The sequence below is a fragment of the Nocardia bhagyanarayanae genome (assembly GCF_006716565.1).
Taxonomy (GTDB): Bacteria; Actinomycetota; Actinomycetes; order Mycobacteriales; family Mycobacteriaceae; genus Nocardia; species Nocardia bhagyanarayanae.
In genome coordinates this window covers 3134191-3157872 of sequence record NZ_VFPG01000001.1, presented here as the reverse complement: position 1 = coordinate 3157872, position 23682 = coordinate 3134191, and the positions used below count along the sequence as shown (strand labels likewise).

Here is a 23682-nt window from a genome sequence, read left to right as displayed (position 1 = left end):
ACGGATGGCAGCTCGCGGCGCCTCTTATTTGACCGATCGGTCGCGACATCCTAGTATCTCGAAATATGGCGCGTGCCAAGGAATTCGATCCCACGCGGTGCTCGATCGCGGACCGGAACTGTACCGGCAGCGCGGCTACGAAGCGACCTCGGCGGCGGATCCGACCGAGCACCTCGGCACCGGCTGCGCATACGCCGGCGCGTAGCGGCTCAGGCGCGGACCCGCGCCCCGGAGCCGGCTGCGATGCTGCCGAGGGCGCGGACCTCTGAGGGCTGGGCCAGAGCCTCCCGCGTCGCGCGTTGGCGGCCGCCGCAGGCGAGGGGTCGCCGGTGAACGTGATCGCCCCGAGGAAGCGGCGGTATCGCGGGCCTCGGGTCTGGTGATCGGTAACTCTGTCAGCGGGTTGGAAGGGCGGCGAGGGTGGCGCGCACGGCAACCTCGGTAAGCGTGGGTGTGATGCCGAATTTCACTGTGGCAGCCGAGGAATCGAGTACGAAGGGACGCTCGAACTGGTAGCGCAGTTCACAAAGTTCGCGGGCGTCGGAATCCAAGAGACCGGCGGCCCACAACAAGGGGTAGGGCATGCGGCGGACGCGGGCCGATGGGGCCGCGGCGACGGCGGCGGTCAGGTCGGCGAGGGCGCGAAGTGAGAGCGGAGGCGCGCTGGGGACGTGCCAGACCGCGCCCCAAGCGGTTTCGTCGTCCGCGGCGGCCACCAGGGTCTTCGCCACGTCGCCGGTGACGGTCCAGCTGTGCGGGGCGTCCGGATCACCGGGAACCAGGGCGAGCTTTCCGTTCCGCACCGGGTTCAGCACCATCGCGATGGCGACCGAATTCGCGCCTGCGCCGAGGTAATCGGAGCCACGCACTTCGACGGCGCGGATGCGGCCCGCCTCGTGAGCGGTCGACGCCTCCGTCCAGAGTTGGGCGCGGAGGCGGCCCTTCGTGGAGTTCGGGCGCTGGGGGTGGGTTTCCCGGACCGGCCCATCGAATTCGCCGTAACCATAGAGGTTTCCAACACTCGCCAGGAGCGCGCCGGTGCGCTCCGCCACCTCGATGGCGGAGCGGACGAGCGGTGGAAACTGCGTCGACCACCTGCTGTACGGCGGCTGGGCGCACTGGTAGAGCGCGGTCGCACCTGCGGTCTGCTTTTCGAGGGCGGGCACGTCGGTGGCGTCCGTGGTGATCCGTTCGATCAGGGGGTGGTCCGGTCCTGAGCCACTACGGGTGACCAGGCGAACTCGGTCGCCCCGCTCGGCGAGGAGGAGTGCGACCGCCGAGCCCACCGGGCCAGCGCCGAGGACGATGCGAAGGGACATGGGTGTTCGATCCTGTCGTGTGTTCCGTTGCGCGGTCGGTGTTCCGAGCGACTCGCCCGGAACCCCGGTCAGGCGGGCTGGTTCTTGTCCGAGGCGATCCAGACTTGAAAGTTGTTCGGGTCGAACGGAATCGAGACATGCTCGTGGGTGATCGACCACGCGCCGTCCGACCGTCGGAGACAAGTGGTCTCTCGTACCCATATCCCGAGGTCGAGGCCGCCCTTCCGCTTTCCCGAGTCCAGGTGCAGCATGTTGGCGAACGCGACGTCGCCGTCGACGACGATGGTCCGATCGTGCGTTTCCAGGCCGATGGGGCCCTCGTAACCGTCGAACCACCGTAGGAAGTTGCGGCGCACTTCGTCGGTTCCCGTGAATCGAAGCGGGGCTACGGCGTCGTAATACACGATGTCGGACGTATAGAACGACATGAGCCGGTCGAGGTCTTTCGACCGCATGGCATCGGTGCGGCTGTCCAAGAAGGCTGCGATTTCGGACTGCTGAGTCATCGGATACTCCGTTCGATTTCCGGCCGCAACCGGTTCCCCGGCGACGGTCCTCATGGTTTCGGTAATCCGACGACGCAGCACTCAGAGATGTGAGGTGGCGAGTGCGGTGGCCTTGGGAGGTCTGCGTGCCGTCACTCGAGAACCGGATCAAAAGATCCGGCCCCGCCTCGCGGATGCGAGACGGGGCCGGTCCGGGCTCAGCCGACTACTTCACGAAGTCGCGCACGCCCTCGAAAACCGGCGACGACGACAGCAGCGCGAGATGACCCAGGCACAGCGTCCGGGTGTTGGCGGCACCGCTGAGAATCGTGCTCTCATCGGGGTTGATGATCTCGTCGCACGGCGACCACCAGGTGCCGTAGTTCACCCGGCCGGGGGTTTCGTCGGTGCTGTTGAGCTCGGTCAGGAAGGCCGAGCCGACCCGCATCTCCACACAGGAGGCGTCGGCGCATCCATTGGCGGCGTCGGTGCCGTGATTGGGGCCGCCGATGGAGACCCAGTCGTCGACGAAGCCCAGGCCGTCCAGGTTCTTCAGGTACCAGCGACTGTTGAGGCCGCCCATCGAGTGGGTGATGATGTCGACCTTGGCGGCACCGGTTTTCGCGCGCAGCGAATCGACCTGCGCTTTCACCTCCACCGCGATGTCCTTGTTCGACTGGGAGCTGTCGTAACTGAATCGTGCCATCTCGTCCGCGGAGTACCCCGCGTTCAGGAATCGGCCCCACATGTAGTCCCAGTTCGACGCCGATCCCTGCCATCCATGGACGAAAAGTATCGGATCTCGCGCCGGCGCCGCAGCGGCCTCCGGCGTGGCGATGCCGAGGGAAGCGGCAGCCGTAGCGACCAAGGTGATAGCGGCCATCCCGAGGCGGCGCGTGATCGATGTGATGTGCATGATTCGAACTCCGATCTGCTCGCTGCACTGCGAGCAGACAGAAACTAGCGCCGCAAGGTTAACCTCGCTCACTGTGGAACTTTCCATGTTCAACTTGCCGCCGATGCCCACTTGGACCCGAATCGACTTCGGCTTCTCCGCCAGGACTGCGAGTTCGCGATGGAGTTTCCGGGAAGCCGAACACGGCGACAAGCGTCGGGTCTTTGAAGGCGACCACCCTGGACACGCCGGTCGTGGTGGGCGTCAGCACCGCGACTCCGTACGGGACCAGCACACCGTCAGCGTCCCGGTGGTAAGTGACAACGGCCGGTTGACCGTTGGCTTGGGTCGGCAACATACGCCAGTCGCCCGGAGCGCCGAGAACGTACTTCTCGAGCTGACGCATACAGGCCTCCCGGCCCGCGTACCAGTTCTCGAATGGCGTCGCTTCCAAGGTGGCGTCGGCTCGCAGTACTTGTTCCAAGAGGCTCACGTCGGAATGCTCGAATGCGGCGATATAGCCGGCCAGTAGGGTGCGAGCCCGCCGGTCGGTGGGTTCGATCAGATCTTCGGGAGTCGTGTCGAGCTCCGCGAGCCGCGCGCGGGCACGTTGCAGGCCGGTCTTCACCGCGGCCGGTGTGGTGCCGAGAATCTTCGCGGTTTCCCCGGCGGTGAAGGCCAATGCCTCCCGCAGGATCACGATGGCCCGCTGCCGCACGGGGAGGTGTTGCAGGCTGGCGATCAGTGCCAGCCGCAACGATTCGCGGGCGATCACGTGCGACTCCGGATCGCCCACCGAGGTAGCGATCAGTGCGTCCGGCATCGGCTGGAGCCAAGAAAGCCCGGCTTCCCCGTCGAGACGTGGGGGCGCATCCGGTCCTCGGTAGGCGCCGCGCAGACCCGAGGGCAGCACCCGTCGCCGATGATCGCTCAGGGTGTCCACACAGGCGTTGGTGGCGATCGTGTACAGCCAGGTGCGGACCGACGACCGGCCTTCGAACCGCGGATAAGCTCGCCAGGCTCGAATGTAGGTCTCCTGCACCAGATCTTCGGCTTCATGTACCGAACCGACCATTCGGTAGCAATGGGCCAGCAGCTCACGCCGGTACCGCTCGGTGTCCGCGACGAACCGCTCGTTCAGGACTTCGGCGTTCGCGCCGCTCCTCCTCGAGGCTTCGGTCTCGGCATGTTGCCGTGCTCCGGTCATGTGTCCTCACCGATCCGCAGGCTTGCTGTGTGCGTCTATGTGTAGGAAACCGCGTATGTCGTCACGACGACACCGGATTTCCTGGCGTGACTTTCCCGAAGGGTCAGTCGAGCCCGCTCTGGCACAGTGAACCCACTGGCAGACGAGTTCGCGGTCACCGGATGCACCGAGAGCATGATTTCGTCGAGCAAGGAGTGTTCCAGCAGCGTTCGGCTGAGCTGACCGTGGCCGTACAGCGTCAGATCCCCGTCGCCGTCGGCTTTCAGTTTCGCGACTGTCTCGGGCAGGTCGGTCGTGATCAGCTCGGTGTTGGACCACACCGGCCGCTCCAGTGTCGAGGAGAAGACGTACTTGGTTATCCGGTTGATCGCGTCGGCGAACTCGCCGTCGGCGTTCGCCCATTGCGCGGCGAGGGCGAGATAGGTATTTCGGCCCATCAGCATGGCGTCGCTTCGGCGGAGCTGTTCAGTCGCCTCCTGCCTGCTCTCCTCGTTGAAATACCGCATCGCCCACGAGCCAGGGTTGTCGACTGCGCCATCGAGTGAAATCAGGGTGGACTCGAATAATTTCCGCATGTTGTCTCCTTCAGCAGTCCGGTCGAGGGTGTCGTAGCGGCCGTTCAGCGCGGCCACCGATATAGACATCCGCCGTCCCAGAAAAGAGACACTCCGCAGGTCACAGCCTCGTGGCGTGGCGGCGGCCTCCCGGTCGCCGCTCGGCTCGTGTTCAACGTTGTGGCACCTCGGCACCCGGGCGTCGATCAGGAGTACGCAACGGAGCGCCGACGTGGTGCAGGTGCCTCAGCGCCTCGCGGTAAGAGGAGATCAGCCCGGTTTCGTGGTAGGGCACGCCGATTTCGGCGCAGTAGTCGCGGACGAGCACCTGGGCGCGACGCAGGTTCGGCGTCGGCATGCTCGGGAACAAATGGTGCTCGATCTGATAGTTGAGCCCGCCGAGGGCGAGGTCGGTCAACGCGCCACCCCGCACGTTGCGAGAGGTCATCACCTGGCGACGGAGGTAGTCGGGGCGTTCGTCGCCGGTCAAGGTCGGCATGCCCTTGTGGTTCGGGGCGAAGATGCAGCCCATGTACAGGCCGAACAGGCCCTGGTGGACAGCGAGGAACGCGAAGGCTTTGTCGGCGGGCAGAACCGCGAACAGCGCGGCCAGGTAGACGGCGAAGTGGCCGAGCAGCAGTGCGCCCTCCACTCCGCGGTGTTTGACCGATCGATTCCTGAGCGCACGCACTCCGGCCACATGGAGGTTCAGCCCCTCCAGCAACAGGAGGGGGAAGAACAGGAACGCCTGCGCCCTCCCGATGAGACGAGCCAGACCGCGGCTGGACCGTGCCTGCTGTTGTGACCAGACCAGAATGTCGGGCGCGACATCGGGGTCGAGCTCCTCGTGGTTCGGGTTGGCGTGATGCCGGGTGTGCTTGTCCTGCCACCACCCGTAGCCCAGGCCGATGCCTGCGTTGCCGACGAGTCTTCCCATCAGCTCCGTCGGCCGCCGTAGCCGGAAGACTTGGCGGTGGGCGACATCATGCATCACGAGTGCGGTTTGAGCGAACGTCACGGCCATGAACGCCGCGACGAGCAGCGTCCACCACGAGTCGCCGACGAGGACGAACGCCACCCAGCCTGCTGCGAACGCGACCCCGACGAGGCCGAGCCGGACGGCGTAGTAGACGGGACGTCGTTTCATCAGCCCGGCGTCGGAGATCCGGCGCAACAGACGGGCGTAATCACCGTCGGCACCGCGCTGCGGTGACCGTGGAGAGGACTCGGGGACCAAGGCAGGTGTCGTCATGGATCTTCCTGAGAGCTGAGTCGGAGACGCCACCTCCGTCGACGATGCCGGTCGGTCGATGTCGTAGCGGGCGATTTCGATACCCCGAAGCTAACGGCCGGATTCTCGTTACCCGTAACCCTTTGGTATGACATGGAATCGGACTGTGGTGTGATATCGGGTGCCTACCGCGGACCGAGGAGGCCAGCGGTTAGCGGCCACGGCATCGGCGCACGAGTCAGCTCGTGATCGCCTCGTACGCGGCCAGCAGCACGCCGAGCGACCGGTCGTAGCCGCCGGTTCCGAGCATCTGATTCATCACGTACGACACCGTCATTCGATGGTCGAAATCGACGAGCACCAGCGAGCCGCCCCACCCACCCCACGAACACGTGCGGTTCTCCAACCGGTACCCCATACCCCAGCGAACCGGATGGTCCAGGATGCGGTCGGTGCCACGGAACTGTTCGTCGAAGACGCGCTCGCACCCTTGCTGCGACAACAGCCGAACACCGCCGACGGCGCCACCGCACGCCAGCACCGACTGCACAGCGGCGACCGAGCGGGCATTGCCGTGCCCGTTCACGGCGGGGATCTCGGCGCGCCGCCAACGCACCGTGTTCGCGTCGGACACCCCGACCGGGAATCCCGGCGGTTTGTCCCCTTCGGGCGCGGGGAGCAGCGTGGCGACGCGCCGGTCGTGCTCGGCGGCGAGTCCGATGTGGAAGTCAGCGCCCAGCGGCCCGGCCACCTCCTCGGCGAAGAAGGTGCCGACACTGCGTCCGGTCACCCGGGCGATGACCTCACCGATCAGGAACCCGAAGGTGACCGCGTGATATCCGGCCTCGGTGCCCGGCGCCCACCGCGGTGGCTGGGCAGCCAGCCGCGCGGTGACCGTCGACCACTCGTACAGGTCAGCGGCCGTGACCGGATCGTCCCAAACCGGTAGGCCCGCCGTATGACCCAGCAGCTGCCGAACCCGCACATCGTGCTTTCCCGCGGCCGCGAACTCCGGCCAATAGACCGCGACCGGCGCGTCCAGATCGAGGTCGCCGCGATCGGCCAGGATCAGCGCGCACAGCGCCACCATCGTCTTGGTCGTCGACCACACGGTGACGATGGTGTCGCGCTCCCACGCGACGGCGCCTGCGGCGTCGGCGTATCCGCCCCAGATATCGACCACCGGCACACCGTCGACGAACACCGCCGCCGCCGCGCCGCCATCATCGGAGTCCAGCGAGGCCGCCAGCGCCTCGGCGACCGCGCCGAATCGGTCGTCACACCAGCCTTGGATCTGTGCCACCGGCGTAACCTAGCCGGACCACGAACCTCCGAGCCACCCATTTCCGGCCGAACAGGTTGGTTACCGCTCTCGACCCGGAGTGCCTGTCATGCAACGGATTACAGTGCCGAAGACCAGTCCGCGCGGCGGTTCCGGCCGTCCACGACATGTACACCGAACCGGATCTCTACCGCACGAACGATGATTCGGGGCCGATGTGGTTGTTCAGGGTGTTCGATACCGCGAGGGAAAAGATCTGGAGGAGCCTCCCGGCCCGCGTCTATGTTCGACCGATGTCATCGGTCAGGCAGGTCCAAGTCACCTTCGACTGTGCAGAACCTGAGCGCGTTGCTCGTTTCTGGAGCGAGGTATTGGGATACGAGCGAACAGGTTCCGCGTGCGTAGATCCCTCGGGTGTCGGCCCGCGTCTGTATTTTCAGCGGGTTCCCGAGGGCAAGGTTGTCAAGAATCGGGTGCATCTCGATGTGCGGGTCGGCACCGGGCTCGTGGGTGAGGAGCGCGTGGCCGCCCTCGAGGCCGAATGCGCGCGACTGGTCGCGCTCGGCGCGGTACGCGTGCGATTGCTGCGTGCTGACGGCGTCAACGAATCGTGCCTGGTGATGCAAGACGTCGAGGGCAACGAGTTCTGTCTCGACTGAGTGGCGCGAACGTCCGCTGATGTCTGCGGGCTGACCGTAACGGTCAGCGGCGTCGAAAACTGGCCATGCTCATCCTGCTCGGTTGGTGGTCCCATCACCTGCGCGACGCCGAGCCCTATCCGGGTTGATCTGGAGCCGAACACCCCTGTACACCACCGTGTTCGGCACATCGTCGTCGTCATCGGGGTCGCCGGTGCCCCCAGGATCCGGCAGTTCCGCCCTCTCCTCGATGACGATTTGCGCCCGCGCCGCACCAGGATCGAACATCTCCTGAAACGGCCCGACGAAAGACCCCCCGAGCCCGCGGCGCTTCGCCCGGACAGCTGCCCACCCGAACAACCCCATCGGGCCGCCGATAGTGGCGATCAGCAGCAACAAGTCCCCACCCATGCCCACGAGCGTACCGATGCCTTCACCGTGGCTCCGGCTGAAGCACAATGAGGCCAACGCACGTTACGAACTCCACGCCGGCGTCGACCAGACGCCGGTACTCCCCCGCCGAGTCGTAGTCCTCGACAATGACCGCGACCAACTCCAGGTGCATTCAGCGAGCCTAGGACGCTACGGCCCCGAACGTCCGCACATGCGGCATAGTGAGCCCGACGATCGGCGCGCGCACGCTTCACGGTGCGTAACGCCGTGAGTACGTATGCGATCCACTTCGAGTACGGCGTGTGCAGGATGACGATACGAACAAGCCATCACATCGAAGGTTCTACCGAGTTCGGGGAAGCACGCGGTGACGTTGTTGCGGTTGCGGCTGTGGGTCGCGCAGTGCCCGATCACGGACGTCGAAGTGCAGAAAGGCTCGAAAAGACTGATTCCACCCTCCGGCGCACCGCGGAAGCGACGGGGCTCGGAATGCCCACGTTCGGCTCCATCTCCGGAAGAAGCTCTGCCCCAAGAGAATCGAGTGGGGACACTCCCGGACCCCTCAACCGCGAGGACCGATCCGGGTCGATCCGTTCGCGGAACCCAAGGCTCAGCTAAACGGCCTCCAGAACGAAGAACAAGAAGCTCAGGAACGCCCCGGAGGACGACTTCGCCAGGGCGTCAGGGAAGAGTTCGCGGGCGCCCGGCGCCGGAGGAGGTTCGCTGATGACGGCTGTGCGGAAACCGGCCGCAGTGAAGGCGTCGGTCATCGCGTGCAGCGGCCGATGCCAGTAGGTGAGCACGGCCGCCTGACCGTCGAAGGTGTATTCCTCGGAGTACTTGACGGTCGCGAAATAGTCGGCGTCGCGATAGAGCCACTTGAAGACGAACGGGTGATTGACGGACATGATCAGTCGGCCGCCGGGCGTCAGCACGCGCCGCGACTCGGCCAGTGGTGCGGTCCAGTCCTCCAGGTAGTGCAGCACCAGGGAAGCGACGACATCGTCGAACGCGCCATCAGGAAACGGAAGCGGACTTCCGATATCGGCGACGTGAAGCCGATCTCCAAGATCGCAAACATCGAGCCGCAGCCCAAGGCCTCGGGTTCCCGGCCACCAGACTGAACCAGCCAAGTAGGACGCGCGCTACGACGTATGCACCCGCCTGAGCCCGCACCGCTGACCGCGCTGTTCGAACCGGTCGTCGAGGCCGCGCGACTCACCGCAGGCCGAAGCGCGTGAGCAAACTGGTTGCGACCAGACCGAATATCGATCGTCCACCACGCCGGGCGGGTGCGTCCTTCGCTGACGCGAACCAGATTTGAAAGTTCGCCGGGTTGATCGGAATCGAGATGTGCTCGTGGGTGATGGCCCAGGTGCCGTTCGATCGTCGCAAGCAGACCGTTTCTCGCACCCATATCGGCAGATCGATCCCGCCTCGGCGCTTTCCCGAGTCCAGGTGGAGCATATTGGCGAACGCGACGTCGTCAGCTGCGACGATAGACAGGTCGTGCGTTTCCAAGCCGATGGGCCCGACGTAGCCGTCGAACCATCGCACGAAATTGCGGCGCACCTCATCGGCCCCGGTGAACCGGAGCGGTGCGACGGCGTCGTAGTAGACGATGTCAGGTGAATAGAACGACATGAGGCCGTCGATGTCCTTCGACCGTTGCGCCTCTGTACGGTCCTCCACAAACGCCCTGATCTGGGATTCACTCGAGGTCATGTTGTCTCCGTCCGACTTCCAGGGCCGCGATCCGCTACCCGGCGGCCCACCCTGCACTTCCAGTAGTCCGACGACGCGGCAACAGCAAATGTGAGGTGCCACCCGACACACCGGCATTCGACGCGCATGCTCTGCTTCGCTGCGGCACAGACGGACCGAGCGCGACGCTGAACGCGCGGGCGTATTCGATGTCGCGGTGCTAGTTAGAGGGTTCGAAAACGTCGAAAGCCAGGTCCGCGATTTCGCCGGACCTGGCTTTTTGTTCGAGGGGAGCATTGTTGCTAGCCAGGACGTTCGGGACGACCTAGAGTGCGCGGTCGAGAATCAAGCGGGCGAGGGCGTCGCGGTCCTCGAGCATCGCGATATGCCCGACTCCGCGAAGGTATTCCAGCTTGGCACCCGGCACCGCCTCATACTGATGCGCCGATGCCGGGTCCCAACGAGGGTCGGAATCCCCGAAGATCACGAGGAGGGGCTTTCCGGCGTCGATGAGGCGCTGGGGCACGGTCCGCGCGGCGATGTAGTCGCGGTTGGCGGCGAGAATCGCGCGGAACGCTCGATAGGACGTCCTTCGCAAGTCGGCCACAGCCCCGTCGGGCACCGTAATCGGAGCCGCCGCTGTCGCTGCCAGTCCGCGGCGGATCATCGAGTCGGTACGGATCGCCCACACGAGCGGACCGAAGGGCGGCGAGGCGAGCACCCGGATGATCGCCGGCTCGGGGAGAAGCGCTGCCAGACTCGGCCCCGTGCTGACCAGGACCAGCTCGCCAACCAGGTCTGGACGACGCTCCACGAGGGCGGTAGCGACGTACCCTCCACTGGAGTGGCCGACCACCTTCAGATTTCGGACGCCGAGCTCGTCCAACACCGTCGCAGTCCGATCCGCCTGCTGTGGAACGGCATACGTCGACGCCGGCGCGGACTGGCCGCATCCCGGAAGGTCGATCGTGATCACCCGATACTTCGCGGCGAGCGACGGCACCACTGGCGCCCACATCGAACCGGTTGCGCCCGAGCCGTGGATGAGTAACAAGGGCGGTGCCGCCGGGTTCCCGTCGATGACGACGTGCAATCCGCGGACTGTCGTGTCATCGCGTGTCTGGGTAAGGCTCGATTCGCTCATACCGACAGCTTCGTCGCTGGCTCGTCACGCCGTATTGGACGAATGTCACGTAATCCCGCTCCGGCTAGCCTGGGACGCATGATCGCAACGGGCGGATTGGACTGGAGTCGGGTCGACGTCGCCGTCCCGGTCCGACTACCGACTGCGGGAGTCCGGATGGCGGGTTTCCGGTACCACGACGTTGGTCCCGTTGACATCACGATGATCCCGCATCCCTTGGTCACGCTCCTGCTCGATCTCAGCGAGCACGGAATCGTCTACGACGTTCTCGGGCGCCCGGCCACGGGGAACGCGGTCGTCGGCCTCCATGCCGACGCCTTACGCATCACCAGCGCAGGGGCCGGCGACGTCCTGCAGATCCGCATGTCCCCCGTCATCGCCGCAGCGATTCTCCGAGACACCGACATCATCGGCGGCGCCGTGACACCGCTGCCGGAACTGTGGGGCAGCTGCGCTGCCATCTTGACCGAGCGACTCCGCTCGACGCCGTCGTGGGAAGACCGGTTCGCAATCGCAGCCGCGTTCCTTCGAAGCCGGGTACCTCGCGGATTCGGGGTAGCACCCGAGATCGCGTACGCCTGGGACCAGATCGTCCGCACCAGAGGCCTGCTCCGCATCGAGACCCTTGCCGCAGAGACCGGCTGGACCCGCCAGCGACTCTGGTCTCGCTTCCGGACCCATATCGGGGTCTCGCCCAAGCATGCATCCGAACTCGTCCGCTTCGACCATGCCGCCCACCTCCTAGCGACAGGGCGCTCGCCTGCGGATGCCGCCGTCGAGGCCGGCTACGCCGACCAATCCCATCTTCACCGTCGAACCAAGGCGATTACCGATATGACCCCCACCGTCGTCGCGAGGGCACCGTGGCTCGCGATCGACGAAGTCGCCTGGCCGACAACCTGATCCCCGCAGCCGAACGAAAATCGACGGTTTATCCGACGGGCACATGAGGACCGGAGTGAGCACACTCGTCCCGTGAGGTCAGCATGCGGTCCCGTCAGATCTGCTGGGGTCGCGATCCCGTTGCGAGTCTGCTTCGTTCAGACTGCGCTTCGTGCTGACAACCCCCCAAGTGCACGTATGGCCTCCGCGGTCTCCCGCTGGGCTTCCGCCTGCGCGAGGGCAGCATGTGCCTGCGCCTGAGCGATCACGTTCCGCCGCTCCGCTTCGCTGACCGCCTCCCCGGCGGTGAGGCCACTAAGCAGTGCCTCGGCGCGCTGCTTGTGAAGGGTGTAGTCATCCATCGGGCGATTCTCGCACGGGGCGAGCGCACGGCCGGAGTCACCAACATCTGTGAGGTGGTGGCGGGGCTGCCGACAGAAATCCCGGGCTGATGAAAGCGCGTTCGGGCGCGGTTCGGCCGTTTCGAGTCGAGTTCCCAGTTACGCTGGCTTAGTGGGGGCCAGCGAATTACCAAGCGCCACAGGTGCGACGGGCCTCAGGCAACCTCGTGCAGAGGACGAGACCGTAAAGGTCATGATCACCGTCAAGACCTACCCGAACCCGAGCGACACATACGGCGAGACCGTCTGCGTGGCGGGCGTCAGGCTCGATCGGGAGAGTTCCGAGTGGATCCGTCTCTACCCGGTGAAGTTCCGCAACGAGGACTTCGACAAACAGTTCGAAAAGTACGAGATCCTGCGCCTCAACGGCACATACAGACAACCCAACGACAACCGCCCCGAGTCGTTCCGCCCGCGCCAGGACGAGCTGGAACACATAGAGCTGCTGGACACGAGCAGCAATTGGCAGCGGCGCAGGATGAACCTCGACGGTCTCATCGGCGCCGCTACCATGTGCGGGCTCCTCGCCCAAAACCCTATCGGCGGCATGGGCACCCCGTCACCGTCGCTCGGACTCGTCAAACCGACCGACGTCGAGGTAAGCGTCGTCGCCGGAGAACCCTGGTCCGCAGCGGAGCGGGCGAAGATCGACAAGTCGTCGGCTCCGGACCTGTTCGGCACCAATTTCAGGGCCAAACCGGGGGGTACGGGGACCAGGTCCAATAGAAAAGGTCAGGCCCGGTATAAGACCGGCCCTGACCTGTTATTTCTGTGGAGCTAAGGGGACTCGAACCCCTGACCCCCACACTGCCAGTGTGGTGCGCTACCAGCTGCGCCATAGCCCCTTGGTGGGTCGCGCTCGGTTTCCCTCGCGCCTGATGAAAGTTACACCACCGGCGTGTCCGCAACCAAATCGCCTGAAAAAGGGGGTGGCGGTGGGGTGAACTCGAACCGTAGAATCGAACACATGTTCGAACAGAATCAGCTCTCTGCGATGGACTTCGAGGCCATGAGTGACGAAGGGTTGATCGAGGCGCTCAGGGCGGTGCACGGCGCGGCGGCCGCGGCTCAGGCGGCGGAGGTGTTCGCGGTGCGCGAGCTGTATCGGCGGCACCGGGCCGCGAGCGCGGAGCCGGGCCCGGGCGGGGTGCGAGCCGGGGAGTTCGCGGCGGCCGAGGCGGCGGTGGGGCTTTTCGTGGACGAGGGCACCGCGGCGGCGCTGATCGATATCGGGCTGGTGCTCGAGGAGGCGCTGCCGCGGACCAGGGTCGCGTTCGCGGCGGGGCGGATCGACCTGGCGAAGGTACGGGTGATCGTGGACAGCACGCGGGCGCTGGCGAAAGAGGTCGTCGACGCGCTGGAGCCGCGCCTGCTGGAGGCGGCGGCGCGGACGAATCCGGCGCGGCTGCGGCAGGCGGCGCGGCGGTGGGCGAACCGGCTGGATCCGGCGGGCACTCAGCGGCGGCGGGAGCGGCGGCAGGAGGACCGCGACGTGCGGATCCGGGCGGTGCAGGACAGCATGGCGGTGTTCGACGGGCTTCTTCCCGCGCCGGGCGCGCAGACGGTCGCGATGCGGTTGCGGGAGATGAGCTTGCAGGTCTGCGCGAACGATCCGCGGACGATGCCGCAGCGGCGGGCCGATGCGCTGGTGGCGCTGGCGGACGGATCGGGACGGCTGTGTTGCCGCTGCGGCCGGGGTGAACGGTGTCCGAAGGCCGGGGCGCCGGTGGAACCGCCGCGACGGCCGCTGATCCAGATCGGGATCGCCGCGGACACGTTGCTGGACATGCGGGAGGCGCCCGCGTTTCTGGCCGGCTACGGGCCGATCGACGCGGGGCTTGCGCGATCGCTCGCCGAACACGCGTCGTTTCAAGTGGTTCCCGAGCACATCGACGGCGACGCGACGGACGAGGCGCCGCGACGTGTCGCGAGCGAGATTCGGGCGGTGGACGGCATGTGCCGGTTTCCCGGGTGCACGATTCCCGCCGCCGAAGGGCAACTGGAGCGCAGCGGCGGCGGACTCGCGGTGCTCTGTTCCCGGCACGGCCGACTGAAGACATTGGCGGACAAGAGGAAACAGTGGCGGGTCTGGCGTGCCGACCGTGATCGGTTGCAGTGGACCGCGCCGAACGGTGAAGTGCACACCACCGTGCGCGAGGGTGCGCGTTATCTGTTCCCGCACAGCGATATCGAACTACCCACAGTCGGAACTGCTGAGATGCAAGCTGTTTCGAGCAGCACGGGACCGACTTACGTCGGCGACAACACATCGAGCCGCGCTCGACGCGAGTCGACCGAACCGCGACCGTCCAGCGCCGATCGACGGACCGACCGGAACGCCCCGATCACTGCGTTCACCGCTGACCGCCCGACCGGCGAGGAACTGCTCTATCCGCTCGACGGCCACATCCCGCTGCACCGCCAACTCGCCCGGATCGCCCCCGAGAACGACATCCCGGACGACAGTTCCACCCAACACCGCTGAGCGGCAGACCGATCGCCGTCGAGCCGAATCACGTCCGCCGCCAGGAACGAAATACCGATCTCGCCGCTCGCAGTCCGGCGCAAACCGCCGGGTACCCGTCCGACCTCCGTCGATTCGGCGCGTGAGGTCGAGCGCAGCGGGGCTGCTCAGCGCGTCAGCTCGACGACCCACTCCTCGTTGTTCACATCCACCTTGTTCGCCCCGTCGAACACCGACGGCGTCGCGGCGCGCCCGTCCAACCGCGCGTTCAGGTCGTCCATCGCCGCTTTCGCGTGCACCTTGGCATCCGCCACCTTCGCGCCGCTCGCCACGCACTGCACGACCGGCTCCGGCGCACCCGCCTCGCGCGCCAAACCGGAGAGCTGCTCGTTGCTCAGGTCGTCGCCGCCTTCCTTCGGCTGCTTCGAGGCGAACAGCAGTTCGTGGAACTTGGCGTACACCGGGCCGTCGCCCGCCCCGGCGACGCATTCGCCGGCCGCGACCGCGCGGGTCGAGTAGTCCTTGCTGCTGGACTTCGGATCGAGGAAGTTGACGTAGTGGTACCGCACCGCGAGTTCGCCCTCGTCCAGCTGCTGGGCCAGCTCCTGGCCGTAGACGCGCTCCAGCGCCCCGCAGGCGGGGCACAGCGGGTCCTCGTAGACGTCGATCGTCTTGGGCGTCCCCGGCTTGCCGAGAACGACCACGCCGTCGGGTTGCAGCACCGCTTGCACGCCGGGATCGCGCACGGAACCGTAGCCGTCGTTGCGCACGTCCGGCTCGTCGCGCCCCCAGCGGAACGCCAGGAAGACGATCAACACGATCAGGGCGAGCGCGACGCCGCCCAGGGCGTAACTGGTCGCGCTCGACATCGGGCGCGGTGTGTAGTTCGAACGCGATTGGTTCACGTCAACACTCTGCCCCAATCCCTGCTGCCGATGTGCGCCGGGCAGGTCGGAATCACGTCGGGCTAGCGGCGCGAACCCGTGGACGACGTAGGTCGCTCGTCGTGGACCGGTTCGCGTGACTCCTCACACTCGTCGGCCGCACGGTGCGCGAGCTGATACTCCGCGTCGTCGCACGGCACCGCCGCGACGTGATCGGTCTCGACCTCGGCGGTGTGCCCGCGCAGCGTTTCGGGCACGACCAACCACGCCACGCCCGCGACGGCCAGCAGCGCACCGGTCACGGCGAGAGCGGGCCCGTAGGAGGTGTACTGGGCCAGCGCGCCCACGGCGATCGGGCCGAGCACGGTGCCGAGATCGGCAGCCATCTGGAAGCCCGCGAGCACCGGCCCGCCGCGCGCCTTGGGTCCGAGGATGTCGGCAAGCGCGGCCTGCTGGGTCGGCGTCAGCATGCCCGAGCCGAGCCCGGCGACGACGGACGTCACCAGCAGCCAGCCGAAATTCGGCGAGTACCCGAGCCCGGCGGTGCCGAGCGCGCACACCAGCGAGCCGACGACCAGGAACGGCTTACGTCCCCACCGATCCGACAACCTTCCGGACAGGAACAGCACCGCGACGTTGCCCGCGGCGAAAGCCGTCAGCGCGACGCCCGCCATGCCCGCAGGTTGTCGCAGCACCTCCACCACGAGCAGCGGCACCAGCGCCATCCGGACGCCGAAGATGGCCGCGCCGTTGGCGAAGTTGGACCACAGCACCGCGCGGTAGGCCGGGCGGGCCAGCGCCTGCCGGAAGGTCATGACCCGCAATTCGCCGCTGACCTCCGGCGCGGCCAGATGCGAATGGCGCAGGCTCAGGTAGACCGCGGCGCTCACGGCGAGCAGCGCGGCGGCGTAGATGAGGAACGGAGCCCGCAGCCCGAGTCCGGCCAGCGCGCCGCCCACCAGCGGCCCGCTCACCGAGCCGACCAGGAAGCTCGTCGACCACAGCCCCGACACCCGCCCGCGCTGCTCCGGCGGCGACAGCCGGATCACCAGCGCCAGCGACGACACGGTGAACATGGTCGAGCCGATGCCGCCCACCGAGCGCAAAGCCAGGAGCTGCCAATAGGTCTGCGCCAGCGCGCTCGCTCCGGTGGATACCGAAACGATCACCAGGCCGGACAGATAGACCCAACGCTCCCCCAGCCGCTGCACCAGGCGACCGCTGACCGGCGCGAACAGCAGCCGCATCAGCGCGAACGCGCTGACGATCGCGGACGCGGCCGCGACACCGACGCCGAAGCTGCGCGCGAACTGCGGCAGCACCGGCGCCACCAGCCCGAACCCGATCGCGATGACGAACGCGGCGCCAACCAGCACCCAGATCTCGCTGGGCAGCGCCTTCCCGCTCGCCGATGACTCGGCTCTACCGCTCACCCGTCAGCGCCTTGCCCACCATCTCCTCCGCGGCCGCTTGCACCTGGGCCAGGTGCTCGCTGCCGTGGAACGACTCCGCGTAGATCTTGTACTTGTCTTCGGTCCCGGACGGACGCGCCGCGAACCAGGCGTTCTCGGTGGTGACTTTGAGTCCGCCGAGCGGCGCGCCGTTGCCTCGGGCGCGGGTGAGCACGGCGGTGATCGGCTCGCCCGCGATCTCTTCGGTGGTGATCACATCCGGAGTCAACCTCGCCAACCGCGCTTTCTGTTCCGCGGTGGCCGCGGCGTCGATGCGCGCGTAGGCCGGGCTGCCGTAGCGGCGCTCGAGTTCGACGTAGCGCGCGGACGGCGTCTGCCCGGTGCAGGCGGCGATCTCGGCGGCGAGCAGCGCGAGCAGGATGCCGTCCTTGTCGGTGGTCCAGACCGTGCCGTCCATCCGGAGGAACGACGCGCCCGCGCTCTCCTCGCCGCCGAAAGCGAGGCTCCCGCTGAACAATCCGGGCACGAACCACTTGAACCCGACCGGCACCTCGTGCACGTCGCGGCCGAGCACGCCGACCACCCGGTCGATCATGGACGAGGTGACCACGGTCTTGCCGATCTTGGTCAGCGCGTCCCAGCCGATCCGGTTCGCCACCAGATATTCGATCGCGACGGCGAGGAAGTGGTTGGGGTTCATCAGCCCGCCGTCGGGGGTGACGATGCCGTGCCGGTCGGCGTCGGCGTCGTTGCCGGTGGAGATGTCGTAGTCGTCCTTGATAGCGACCAGCGCCGCCATGGCGTAGCGGGAGGACGGGTCCATCCGGATCTTGCCGTCGCTGTCCAGCGTCATGAAACGCCAGGTCGGGTCGACGAACGGGTTGACGACCTCGAGCTCCAGGTCGTAGCGCTGGCCGATCTCCTCCCAGTAGTCGACGCTGGCGCCGCCCATCGGGTCGGCGCCGAGGCGGATGCCCGCGCCGCGAATCGCGTCCAGATTCAACACGTTCGGCAGGTCGGCGATGTAGTGGTCGAGGTAGTCGTAGCGCTGGACGCAGGTGGCCAGCGCGTGTTGCAGCGTCGTCCGCTTCACCTCGGACAGACCGGTGCGCAGCAGCTCGTTCGCTCGCGCGGCGATGGCGTCGGTGGCGACGGTGTCGGCCGGACCGCCGTGCGGCGGGTTGTATTTGAAGCCGCCGTCGCGGGGCGGGTTGTGCGACGGCGTGACCACGATGCCGTCGGCTTGGTGTCTGGTGCCGTTGGTGTTGTGGCGCAGTACCGCGTGACTGAGCGCCGGCGTCGGGGTGTAGCGGTCGCGTGCGTCGATCACCGCGGTGACGTCGTTGGCCGCGAGCACCTCGAGCGCGGTGGTCCAGGCGGGCTCGGACAGCGCGTGCGTGTCTCTCGCCAGATACACCGGACCGGTGATGCCGCGGGTGGCGCGGTACTCGACGATGGCCTGGGTGATCGCCAGGATGTGCGCCTCGTTGAACGCGCTGTCCAGGCTGGACCCGCGGTGCCCCGAGGTGCCGAAGACAACCTGCTGCGCCGGATCCATGGGATCGGGGATCTGGCTGTAGTAGGCGGTCACCAGGTGGGCGATGTCCTCCAGGTCGGTCGGCCGCGCGGGTCGCCCGGCTCGATCATGGGCCATGCTCGGGTCTCCCTTCCAGGTCGGCTGCGCCCGGCTCGTCATCAGGATCATGCCCACAACCACTGGGTCGTGGACGCGGCGGCGTACACCGCGGCCAGGCTGGCCGCCACGCTGATCACGACATTGCCCACCGCGTAGAGGTGGGCGCCGTCGGCGACCAGCCGAACTGTCTCGTAACCGAACGTGCTGAACGTCGTCAACGCGCCGCAGAAACCCGTTCCCGCCATGGCGAGAACCTCGCTGCCCGCGCTCGCGCCGATCAATCCGCCCAGCACCGCCGAACCGACAATGTTAACCGTCAAAGTTCCCAATGGCAGCAGGGATTCGAAACGAGCGGCCATCGCGCGGTCGATCAAGTAGCGCAAAGGCGCGCCGACCATACCGCCGATCACGACGAGTACCACCATCATCGGGCGACTCCGACGGCGGGCTGCCAGGTCTCCACCTGCGACAGCGTGACGGTCACGCCGGCGAGCACCTCGGCGTTCTCCGCCACGAACGAGCGAAGCCGCTGCGTCTCGTCCACGATCATCACCTGCACGGGTAGGTGCTCGGCGAGGTCGAGGACGCGGCTGGTGTGGATGCGCGAGGACGCGCCATAGCCTTCCACGCCGCGCCATACGCTGGCTCCCGCCAGACCGGCGTCGCGGGCGCGGCGCACGATCTCGTGGAACAGGGGGCCGCGCCGCCACTTGTCGTCCTCGTCGAGCAGCACCGTCAATCGCGCGGCCTGCTGCCACCGACCCGCGTCCGCAGGTGAACCACTCATCGCCTGACCCCCTTCCGTCGTCCGTACAAGCCGTCCACCGCGCCGCCGGCGGGCGCCGCGTCGTTCACTGTCGTCCACCGCGCCGTCGCGGCCGTGTCGTGCCCGCCGAGAGCCGCGCCACCCCCATGCCGAGCCAGACCGCGACGAGCGACGCCGCCACCGTCCCCCCGAGATAACCGAGCGCCTCGATCGCGGCGCCGGATTCGAGCAGTCTACGAATCTCGAGGCTGTAGGTCGAAAAGGTCGTGAAACCGCCCAGCAACCCGACCCCGAGGAAGGGGCGCAGCAGTCTGTGGGCTACCCAGACCTCGGTGATCAGAACCATCAGGATCCCGATCGAGAAGCAGCCGACGACATTGATGGCGAACGTCGACCACGGCACCTGGTTCGGCTGCGACGGCCAACGGAGACCGACGAGATAGCGCATCACGGCGCCGATTCCGCCGCCCACGGAGATCACCGCGAGCACCGCGGGCTCGACGGCCGGGGTACGGGCTTGCGAGCCCATCTGCTGACCTCCTGCCGCGCCGAACGTCACCGGCGCCATGCTATCGGTAGGACCACGCGGTCGGTTCGGGCGGGGACACGAGTGACGAACAGCCGCGTTCGTTGACACGCCTTCCGCCACCGACTACGAATGCCCCGAAGGTTCGCCGCGGTTCCACCCTTCCCAACCCTTCGGCACTGGAGCGACGATGGCGGCACGACGGGCAGTACCGAACGCGCGTCCGAGGACGGCGACAGCGCATCGCGCTGGGCGACAGCAAACTTCGAGCACGGCGATGCGCCCGCTGCGGAGACTGGCACTGGCGGCACTCGCCGCCGCGGCCTGTCTCGGGCACGCCGCGCCCGCGAGCGCGTCGCCGGTCTATCCCATCCCCGACGCCGACGGGTTCTACGCCGCGCCAGCCGATTTGGCTCGATTCCAAGCCGGTGACGTGGTGCGCAGCAGGATGGTGCCCGCCGCGAACTTCCCGGGTTCCACGGTGTGGCAGTTGCTGTTCCGCACCACCGACTCCGCGGACGAACCGATCGCGGCGGTGACCACGGTGCTGGTGCCGCCGGGCGGCGGGCTCGACCGACCGCTGGTGTCGTACCAACCGTTCGTCAACTCGCTCGGCATGCAATGCGCGCCCTCGCACAGCCTCTTCGACGGCGGCATGCGGGAGGCCTCCGCGTTGAATCTGCTGCTGGCCAGGGGCTGGGCCGTCGCGGTACCCGACCATCTCGGCCCGATCAGCGCGTACGGCGCGGCCCAGCTCGGCGGCCGCATCACCCTCGACGGCATCCGCGCGGCCAAGCGCTTCGCCCCCGCCGGTCTCGCGCACAGCCCGGTGGGCATGACGGGCTATTCCGGCGGCGGCATGGCCACCGGATTCGCGGCGGCGCTCGCCTCGGAGTACGCGCCGGAGCTGCCGATCGCCGGCATCGCCATGGGCGGCGTTCCGATGAACATGGGCAAGCTGGCCCGCGATCTCGGCACCACCCCGAACCCGATGTTCGGCCTCGGATTCGCGGTCGCCATGGGATTGGAACGCGAATACCCCGACCGGGCGGCGATGTCGCGGCTGCTCAATCCGGCCGGGCGGGCGCTGCGCGATCAGATCGCCAACGCCTGCACCGAGCAGATCATCAGCGCGGGCGCGAACCGCAGTTTCTCCGACGTGTTCGACGGCCCGATGGACTCCGACCCGTCCATCGTGCAGGTCCTGCACGAGAACAGCCTGGAGACCTTCCCCGGCGTCCCGCGCGCTCCGATGTACGAGTGGCACGGCGAGGCCGACGAGATCGATCCGGACCTGGTCCGCGCGGTCGCCGGGCGCTATTGCCAGGCGGGCACGCCGGTGCAGCTCGACATCCTGCCCGGCGTCGACCACGGCGGCGCGACCACCCAGGGCGCGCTGCGGGCCTTCGGTTACCTGTCCGACCGATTCGCGGGACTTCCCGCGCCGAGCAACTGCTGACGGATACAGCACAGCGCCCGCGTCCGGTCGAAACCGGCGCGGGCGCTGTGTTGTTCGAACGGTGACTCAGTGCGCGAGCACCGGCTCACCCTCCGCGGGCGCGGGCGCGGTGTTCGGCATCAGCACCGCCGAGAGCACGGCGCCGAGGACGAATGTCGCGGTCGCCCACCAGAAGCTGGTGGTGTAGCTCTCGATCTGCGCCTGCGCGACGGCCAGCGGGCCCGGCTGCGCGGTGGACAGGTAGTCCGTGGCGGCCGAAGCGGCGATCGTGCTCAGCAGCGCGGTGCCGATGGAGCCGCCGACCTGCTGGCTGGTGTTGATCATGGCCGAGGCCACGCCGGCGTCCTCGTGCTGCACGCCGGAGGTCGCGCCCTGGAAGGCGGTCGCCATGGCGCCACCGAGGCCGAGACCCATCAGGATCAGCGCGGGCAGGATGTGCGTGCCGTAGCCGGTGTCCAGGCCGATCCGCGTCAGCCAGGCCATGCCCGCCGCGGCGATCAGGAATCCGGCCGTGACCACGATCTTCGGACCGAACTTCGGCAGCAGCAAGGAGGGCGCCGTGGTCGAGGAGACGATCATGGCCGCCACCATCGGCAGGAACGCCACGCCGGTCTTGATCGGCGAGTAGCCCAGGCTCAGCTGCATGTAGTAGGTCAGGAACAGGAAGATCGCGAACATGCCGATGCCCATCACGAACACGGTCATGTAGGAGCCGGCGCGGGTGCGGTCGAGCAGGATGCGCAGCGGCAGCAGCGGGTGCGCGACCCGGGCCTCCAGCCAGACGAACACCGCGAGCAGCGCCGCGCCGCCGATCAGGAAGGCCAGGGTGACGCCGTTGGTCCAGCCGTCGGTCTCCGCGTGCGAGAAGCCGTAGACGATGCCGAACAGCGCGGCGGTCACCACGGCGGTGCCGGGGATGTCGAGCTTGGGCCGCTCCGCGCTGACGTGCTTGGCCAGCAGCAGCACCGCGCCGACCAGCGCGACGGCCGCGAAGGCGAGGTTGACGAACATCACCCAGCGCCAGTTCGCCCACTCGGTGAGCGCACCGCCGAGCAGCAGGCCGATCGCGCCGCCGGTACCGGCGACCGCGCCGAAGATGCCGAATGCCTTGGCCCGCTCGGACGGTTCGGTGAAGGTGACGGTCAGCAGCGACAGCGCGGCGGGCGCGAGCAGCGCGCCGAACACGCCCTGGCCGACGCGGGCCGCGACGAGCACCTCGAAGTTGGGCGCGGCGCCGCCGACGGCCGAGGCGACAGCGAAGCCGACCAAGCCGATGATGAAGGTGTTGCGGCGGCCGAACAGGTCGCTCAGCCGTCCGCCGAGCAGCAGCAGGCTGCCGAACGCCAGCGCGTAGCCGGTGATCACCCACTGGCGGTCGGCGTCGCTGAAGCCGAGATCCTGCTGGGCGGCGGGCAGTGCGATGTTCACCACGGTGGCGTCGAGCACCACCATCAGCTGTGCCACGCCGAGCACGGCGAGCACCCACCAGCGCAGCGCGTGTGAGCCGCGGCGCTGGTCTTTCTCCGGGGCCGGCGCCCCACGGTCGATCGCGGTAGTCATAGGTCCCCTCGGAGTCCAAGTCGTCGATGCGGAGGTAACACCTCCGGTTACCGATAGAAGCTATCACGTTAACGGAGACAACGCCTCCACTTAATCCCGGTCGTTGCTAGCATGGGGGTGTGAATCCCGCCACTGCCCCTTCTCCGCCTCGACGCCTGCGCGCCGACGCCGCGCGCAATCAGCAGCGCATCGTCGCCGCGGCGCGCGAGTTGTTCGCCGACCACGGACTCGAGATCACCCTCGACGACGTCGCCGAGAAGGCCGGTGTCGGCGTGGGAACCGTGTACCGGCGGTTCGCGAACAAGAGGGAGCTCATCGCCGAGGTCTTCGAGCAGCACATCGGCGAGTTCGCCGTGGCGGCCGAGGACGCGGCGCAGCATCCCGACCCGTGGCTCGGCCTCGTCCAGTTCTTCGAGTACGCCTGCCAGCACCTGGCGAACAACCGCGGTTTCAGCGAGGTCATGCTCGAACTCGAGGAGGACCCCGAGCGTTTCGCCGCGCTGCGCGATCGCATCAAGCCGACCGTCGCAGCCGTCATCGAGCGGGCCCGGGACGCGGGGGCGCTGCAACCCGAGATCGAGGCGAGCGATTTCTTCGCGTTGATCCACATGGTCGACGCGCTCGCCGAATTCGCCAGGCCGGTCAATTCCGAGGTCTGGCAGCGCTACGCCGCGATCATGCTGAACGGGGTGCGCGCCGAGACCATCCCGCGCATGCCGCTGGTCGTTCCGCCGCTGACCGACGAGGACGTCGAAGCCGCGAAGGCGCACACCTGCCTCGGACGCCGCAGGTAATTCACAAAACCGAGCTTGGGTAGCGCGCGTCACAGTCGATGCCTTA

General features: G+C 67.5%; 25 protein-coding genes and 1 tRNA gene. 6 read left to right on the top strand and 20 right to left on the bottom strand.

Annotated features, from left to right (window positions below; genetic code table 11):
- Nucleotides 1-395: 395 nt before the first annotated feature.
- From FB390_RS13505 to FB390_RS13475, 7 genes are all read right to left on the bottom strand, one after another.
- Nucleotides 396-1319, bottom strand: coding sequence for an NAD-dependent epimerase/dehydratase family protein (locus tag FB390_RS13505; RefSeq protein ID WP_141809266.1), 924 nt, complete (start codon nucleotides 1317-1319; stop codon nucleotides 396-398).
- A gap of 68 nt (nucleotides 1320-1387) precedes the next feature.
- Complete coding sequence (locus FB390_RS13500; RefSeq protein WP_141809265.1) at nucleotides 1388-1825, bottom strand: YybH family protein; 438 nt, start codon at nucleotides 1823-1825, stop codon at nucleotides 1388-1390.
- A 205-nt stretch (nucleotides 1826-2030) separates the two neighbouring features.
- Nucleotides 2031-2831 (bottom strand): esterase/lipase family protein, encoded by an 801-nt coding sequence (locus FB390_RS13495; RefSeq protein ID WP_221639251.1) that lies wholly within the window; start codon nucleotides 2829-2831, stop codon nucleotides 2031-2033.
- Nucleotides 2779-3906 (bottom strand): RNA polymerase subunit sigma-70, encoded by a 1128-nt coding sequence (locus FB390_RS13490; RefSeq protein ID WP_141809264.1) that lies wholly within the window; start codon nucleotides 3904-3906, stop codon nucleotides 2779-2781. Before FB390_RS13490 ends, FB390_RS13495 begins: the two co-directional genes overlap by 53 nt.
- Nucleotides 3907-3941: 35 nt before the next feature.
- A complete protein-coding gene (locus FB390_RS13485; protein ID WP_185757027.1) occupies nucleotides 3942-4538 on the bottom strand; it encodes a dihydrofolate reductase family protein in 597 nt (198 codons plus the stop codon).
- Nucleotides 4539-4632: 94 nt separating this feature from the next.
- Nucleotides 4633-5712, bottom strand: coding sequence for a fatty acid desaturase family protein (locus FB390_RS13480; RefSeq protein WP_141809262.1), 1080 nt, complete (start codon nucleotides 5710-5712; stop codon nucleotides 4633-4635).
- A gap of 217 nt (nucleotides 5713-5929) precedes the next feature.
- Nucleotides 5930-6994, bottom strand: coding sequence for a serine hydrolase domain-containing protein (locus FB390_RS13475; RefSeq protein ID WP_141809261.1), 1065 nt, complete (start codon nucleotides 6992-6994; stop codon nucleotides 5930-5932).
- A 272-nt stretch (nucleotides 6995-7266) separates the two neighbouring features.
- On the opposite strand from FB390_RS13475, the gene FB390_RS13470 reads away from it, so the two are divergent.
- Nucleotides 7267-7632, top strand: coding sequence for a VOC family protein (locus FB390_RS13470; protein ID WP_141811742.1), 366 nt, complete (start codon nucleotides 7267-7269; stop codon nucleotides 7630-7632).
- Between the two features lie 69 nt (nucleotides 7633-7701).
- Here the strand turns inward: FB390_RS13470 and FB390_RS13465 are convergent, their stop codons facing one another.
- From FB390_RS13465 to FB390_RS13450, 4 genes are all read right to left on the bottom strand, one after another.
- A complete protein-coding gene (locus FB390_RS13465) occupies nucleotides 7702-8022 on the bottom strand; it encodes a hypothetical protein (protein ID WP_246124000.1) in 321 nt (106 codons plus the stop codon).
- 596 nt (nucleotides 8023-8618) lie between these two features.
- Nucleotides 8619-9137, bottom strand: coding sequence for a class I SAM-dependent methyltransferase (locus FB390_RS13460; RefSeq protein ID WP_246123999.1), 519 nt, complete (start codon nucleotides 9135-9137; stop codon nucleotides 8619-8621).
- 85 nt (nucleotides 9138-9222) lie between these two features.
- Nucleotides 9223-9729, bottom strand: a complete 507-nt coding sequence (locus FB390_RS13455; RefSeq protein ID WP_141809260.1) for a YybH family protein — start codon at nucleotides 9727-9729, stop codon at nucleotides 9223-9225.
- A gap of 304 nt (nucleotides 9730-10033) precedes the next feature.
- Nucleotides 10034-10852 carry an alpha/beta fold hydrolase gene (locus tag FB390_RS13450; RefSeq protein WP_141809259.1) on the bottom strand — a complete coding sequence of 273 codons (819 nt, stop codon included), beginning with the start codon at nucleotides 10850-10852 and terminating at the stop codon, nucleotides 10034-10036.
- 78 nt (nucleotides 10853-10930) lie between these two features.
- Between FB390_RS13450 and FB390_RS13445 the strand changes: the two genes are divergently transcribed.
- Nucleotides 10931-11755 carry a helix-turn-helix domain-containing protein gene (locus FB390_RS13445; protein WP_246123998.1) on the top strand — a complete coding sequence of 275 codons (825 nt, stop codon included), beginning with the start codon at nucleotides 10931-10933 and terminating at the stop codon, nucleotides 11753-11755.
- Nucleotides 11756-11892: 137 nt separating this feature from the next.
- On the opposite strand, the gene FB390_RS13440 is transcribed toward FB390_RS13445, so the two are convergent.
- Nucleotides 11893-12096: a hypothetical protein gene (locus FB390_RS13440; RefSeq protein WP_141809258.1), complete on the bottom strand. Its 204-nt coding sequence runs from the start codon at nucleotides 12094-12096 to the stop codon at nucleotides 11893-11895.
- A gap of 232 nt (nucleotides 12097-12328) precedes the next feature.
- Here FB390_RS13440 and FB390_RS13435 point away from each other — a divergent pair, with 232 nt between their 5' ends.
- Nucleotides 12329-12916, top strand: coding sequence for a hypothetical protein (locus FB390_RS13435; protein WP_246123997.1), 588 nt, complete (start codon nucleotides 12329-12331; stop codon nucleotides 12914-12916).
- Here the strand turns inward: FB390_RS13435 and FB390_RS13430 are convergent.
- A tRNA-Ala gene (locus tag FB390_RS13430) sits at nucleotides 12908-12980 on the bottom strand. The genes FB390_RS13435 and FB390_RS13430 overlap by 9 nt on opposite strands.
- A 53-nt stretch (nucleotides 12981-13033) precedes the next feature.
- On the opposite strand from FB390_RS13430, the gene FB390_RS13425 reads away from it, so the two are divergent.
- Nucleotides 13034-14620, top strand: a complete 1587-nt coding sequence (locus tag FB390_RS13425) for a DUF222 domain-containing protein (protein WP_141809257.1) — start codon at nucleotides 13034-13036, stop codon at nucleotides 14618-14620.
- 146 nt (nucleotides 14621-14766) lie between these two features.
- Here the strand turns inward: FB390_RS13425 and FB390_RS13420 are convergent, their stop codons facing one another.
- From FB390_RS13420 to crcB (FB390_RS13395), 6 genes are all read right to left on the bottom strand, one after another.
- Nucleotides 14767-15504 (bottom strand): DsbA family protein, encoded by a 738-nt coding sequence (locus FB390_RS13420; RefSeq protein WP_141809256.1) that lies wholly within the window; start codon nucleotides 15502-15504, stop codon nucleotides 14767-14769.
- A gap of 62 nt (nucleotides 15505-15566) precedes the next feature.
- A complete protein-coding gene (locus FB390_RS13415) occupies nucleotides 15567-16916 on the bottom strand; it encodes an MFS transporter (RefSeq protein WP_141809255.1) in 1350 nt (449 codons plus the stop codon).
- Nucleotides 16906-18549, bottom strand: coding sequence for a phosphoglucomutase (alpha-D-glucose-1,6-bisphosphate-dependent) (gene pgm, locus FB390_RS13410; RefSeq protein ID WP_141809254.1), 1644 nt, complete (start codon nucleotides 18547-18549; stop codon nucleotides 16906-16908). Before pgm ends, FB390_RS13415 begins: the two co-directional genes overlap by 11 nt.
- 47 nt (nucleotides 18550-18596) lie before the next feature.
- Nucleotides 18597-18959, bottom strand: a complete 363-nt coding sequence (gene crcB / locus FB390_RS13405; RefSeq protein WP_141809253.1) for a fluoride efflux transporter CrcB — start codon at nucleotides 18957-18959, stop codon at nucleotides 18597-18599.
- Nucleotides 18956-19318, bottom strand: a complete 363-nt coding sequence (locus FB390_RS13400) for a DUF190 domain-containing protein (RefSeq protein WP_141809252.1) — start codon at nucleotides 19316-19318, stop codon at nucleotides 18956-18958. The genes crcB (FB390_RS13405) and FB390_RS13400 overlap by 4 nt, the downstream gene beginning before the upstream one ends.
- A 64-nt stretch (nucleotides 19319-19382) precedes the next feature.
- Nucleotides 19383-19865: a fluoride efflux transporter CrcB gene (gene crcB, locus FB390_RS13395; RefSeq protein ID WP_246123996.1), complete on the bottom strand. Its 483-nt coding sequence runs from the start codon at nucleotides 19863-19865 to the stop codon at nucleotides 19383-19385.
- 235 nt (nucleotides 19866-20100) lie between these two features.
- On the opposite strand from crcB (FB390_RS13395), the gene FB390_RS13390 reads away from it, so the two are divergent.
- Nucleotides 20101-21282 carry a lipase family protein gene (locus FB390_RS13390; protein WP_141809251.1) on the top strand — a complete coding sequence of 394 codons (1182 nt, stop codon included), beginning with the start codon at nucleotides 20101-20103 and terminating at the stop codon, nucleotides 21280-21282.
- A 66-nt stretch (nucleotides 21283-21348) separates the two neighbouring features.
- Here FB390_RS13390 and FB390_RS13385 read toward each other — a convergent pair whose 3' ends face one another.
- Nucleotides 21349-22842: an MFS transporter gene (locus FB390_RS13385; RefSeq protein ID WP_141809250.1), complete on the bottom strand. Its 1494-nt coding sequence runs from the start codon at nucleotides 22840-22842 to the stop codon at nucleotides 21349-21351.
- A 119-nt stretch (nucleotides 22843-22961) separates the two neighbouring features.
- Here FB390_RS13385 and FB390_RS13380 point away from each other — a divergent pair, with 119 nt between their 5' ends.
- On the top strand, nucleotides 22962-23636 hold the full coding sequence (locus FB390_RS13380; RefSeq protein WP_141809249.1) for a TetR/AcrR family transcriptional regulator: 675 nt from the start codon (nucleotides 22962-22964) through the stop codon (nucleotides 23634-23636).
- Nucleotides 23637-23682: the final 46 nt, after the last annotated feature.

Excerpts from the sequence above, each read along its gene's own strand:
- FB390_RS13505 (WP_141809266.1), bottom strand. The coding sequence starts at position 1,319 with ATGTCCCTTCGCATCGTCCTCGGCGCTGGCCCGGTGGGCTCGGCGGTC.
- FB390_RS13500 (WP_141809265.1), bottom strand. The coding sequence starts at position 1,825 with ATGACTCAGCAGTCCGAAATCGCAGCCTTCTTGGACAGCCGCACCGAT.
- FB390_RS13490 (WP_141809264.1), bottom strand. The coding sequence starts at position 3,906 with ATGACCGGAGCACGGCAACATGCCGAGACCGAAGCCTCGAGGAGGAGC.
- FB390_RS13480 (WP_141809262.1), bottom strand. The coding sequence starts at position 5,712 with ATGACGACACCTGCCTTGGTCCCCGAGTCCTCTCCACGGTCACCGCAG.
- FB390_RS13470 (WP_141811742.1), top strand. The coding sequence starts at position 7,267 with ATGTCATCGGTCAGGCAGGTCCAAGTCACCTTCGACTGTGCAGAACCT.
- FB390_RS13465 (WP_246124000.1), bottom strand. The coding sequence starts at position 8,022 with ATGGGTGGGGACTTGTTGCTGCTGATCGCCACTATCGGCGGCCCGATG.
- FB390_RS13455 (WP_141809260.1), bottom strand. The coding sequence starts at position 9,729 with ATGACCTCGAGTGAATCCCAGATCAGGGCGTTTGTGGAGGACCGTACA.
- FB390_RS13450 (WP_141809259.1), bottom strand. The coding sequence starts at position 10,852 with ATGAGCGAATCGAGCCTTACCCAGACACGCGATGACACGACAGTCCGC.
- FB390_RS13445 (WP_246123998.1), top strand. The coding sequence starts at position 10,931 with ATGATCGCAACGGGCGGATTGGACTGGAGTCGGGTCGACGTCGCCGTC.
- FB390_RS13440 (WP_141809258.1), bottom strand. The coding sequence starts at position 12,096 with ATGGATGACTACACCCTTCACAAGCAGCGCGCCGAGGCACTGCTTAGT.
- FB390_RS13435 (WP_246123997.1), top strand. The coding sequence starts at position 12,329 with ATGATCACCGTCAAGACCTACCCGAACCCGAGCGACACATACGGCGAG.
- pgm (WP_141809254.1), bottom strand. The coding sequence starts at position 18,549 with ATGGCCCATGATCGAGCCGGGCGACCCGCGCGGCCGACCGACCTGGAG.
- crcB (WP_141809253.1), bottom strand. The coding sequence starts at position 18,959 with ATGATGGTGGTACTCGTCGTGATCGGCGGTATGGTCGGCGCGCCTTTG.
- FB390_RS13400 (WP_141809252.1), bottom strand. The coding sequence starts at position 19,318 with ATGAGTGGTTCACCTGCGGACGCGGGTCGGTGGCAGCAGGCCGCGCGA.
- crcB (WP_246123996.1), bottom strand. The coding sequence starts at position 19,865 with ATGGCGCCGGTGACGTTCGGCGCGGCAGGAGGTCAGCAGATGGGCTCG.
- FB390_RS13390 (WP_141809251.1), top strand. The coding sequence starts at position 20,101 with ATGCGCCCGCTGCGGAGACTGGCACTGGCGGCACTCGCCGCCGCGGCC.
- FB390_RS13385 (WP_141809250.1), bottom strand. The coding sequence starts at position 22,842 with ATGACTACCGCGATCGACCGTGGGGCGCCGGCCCCGGAGAAAGACCAG.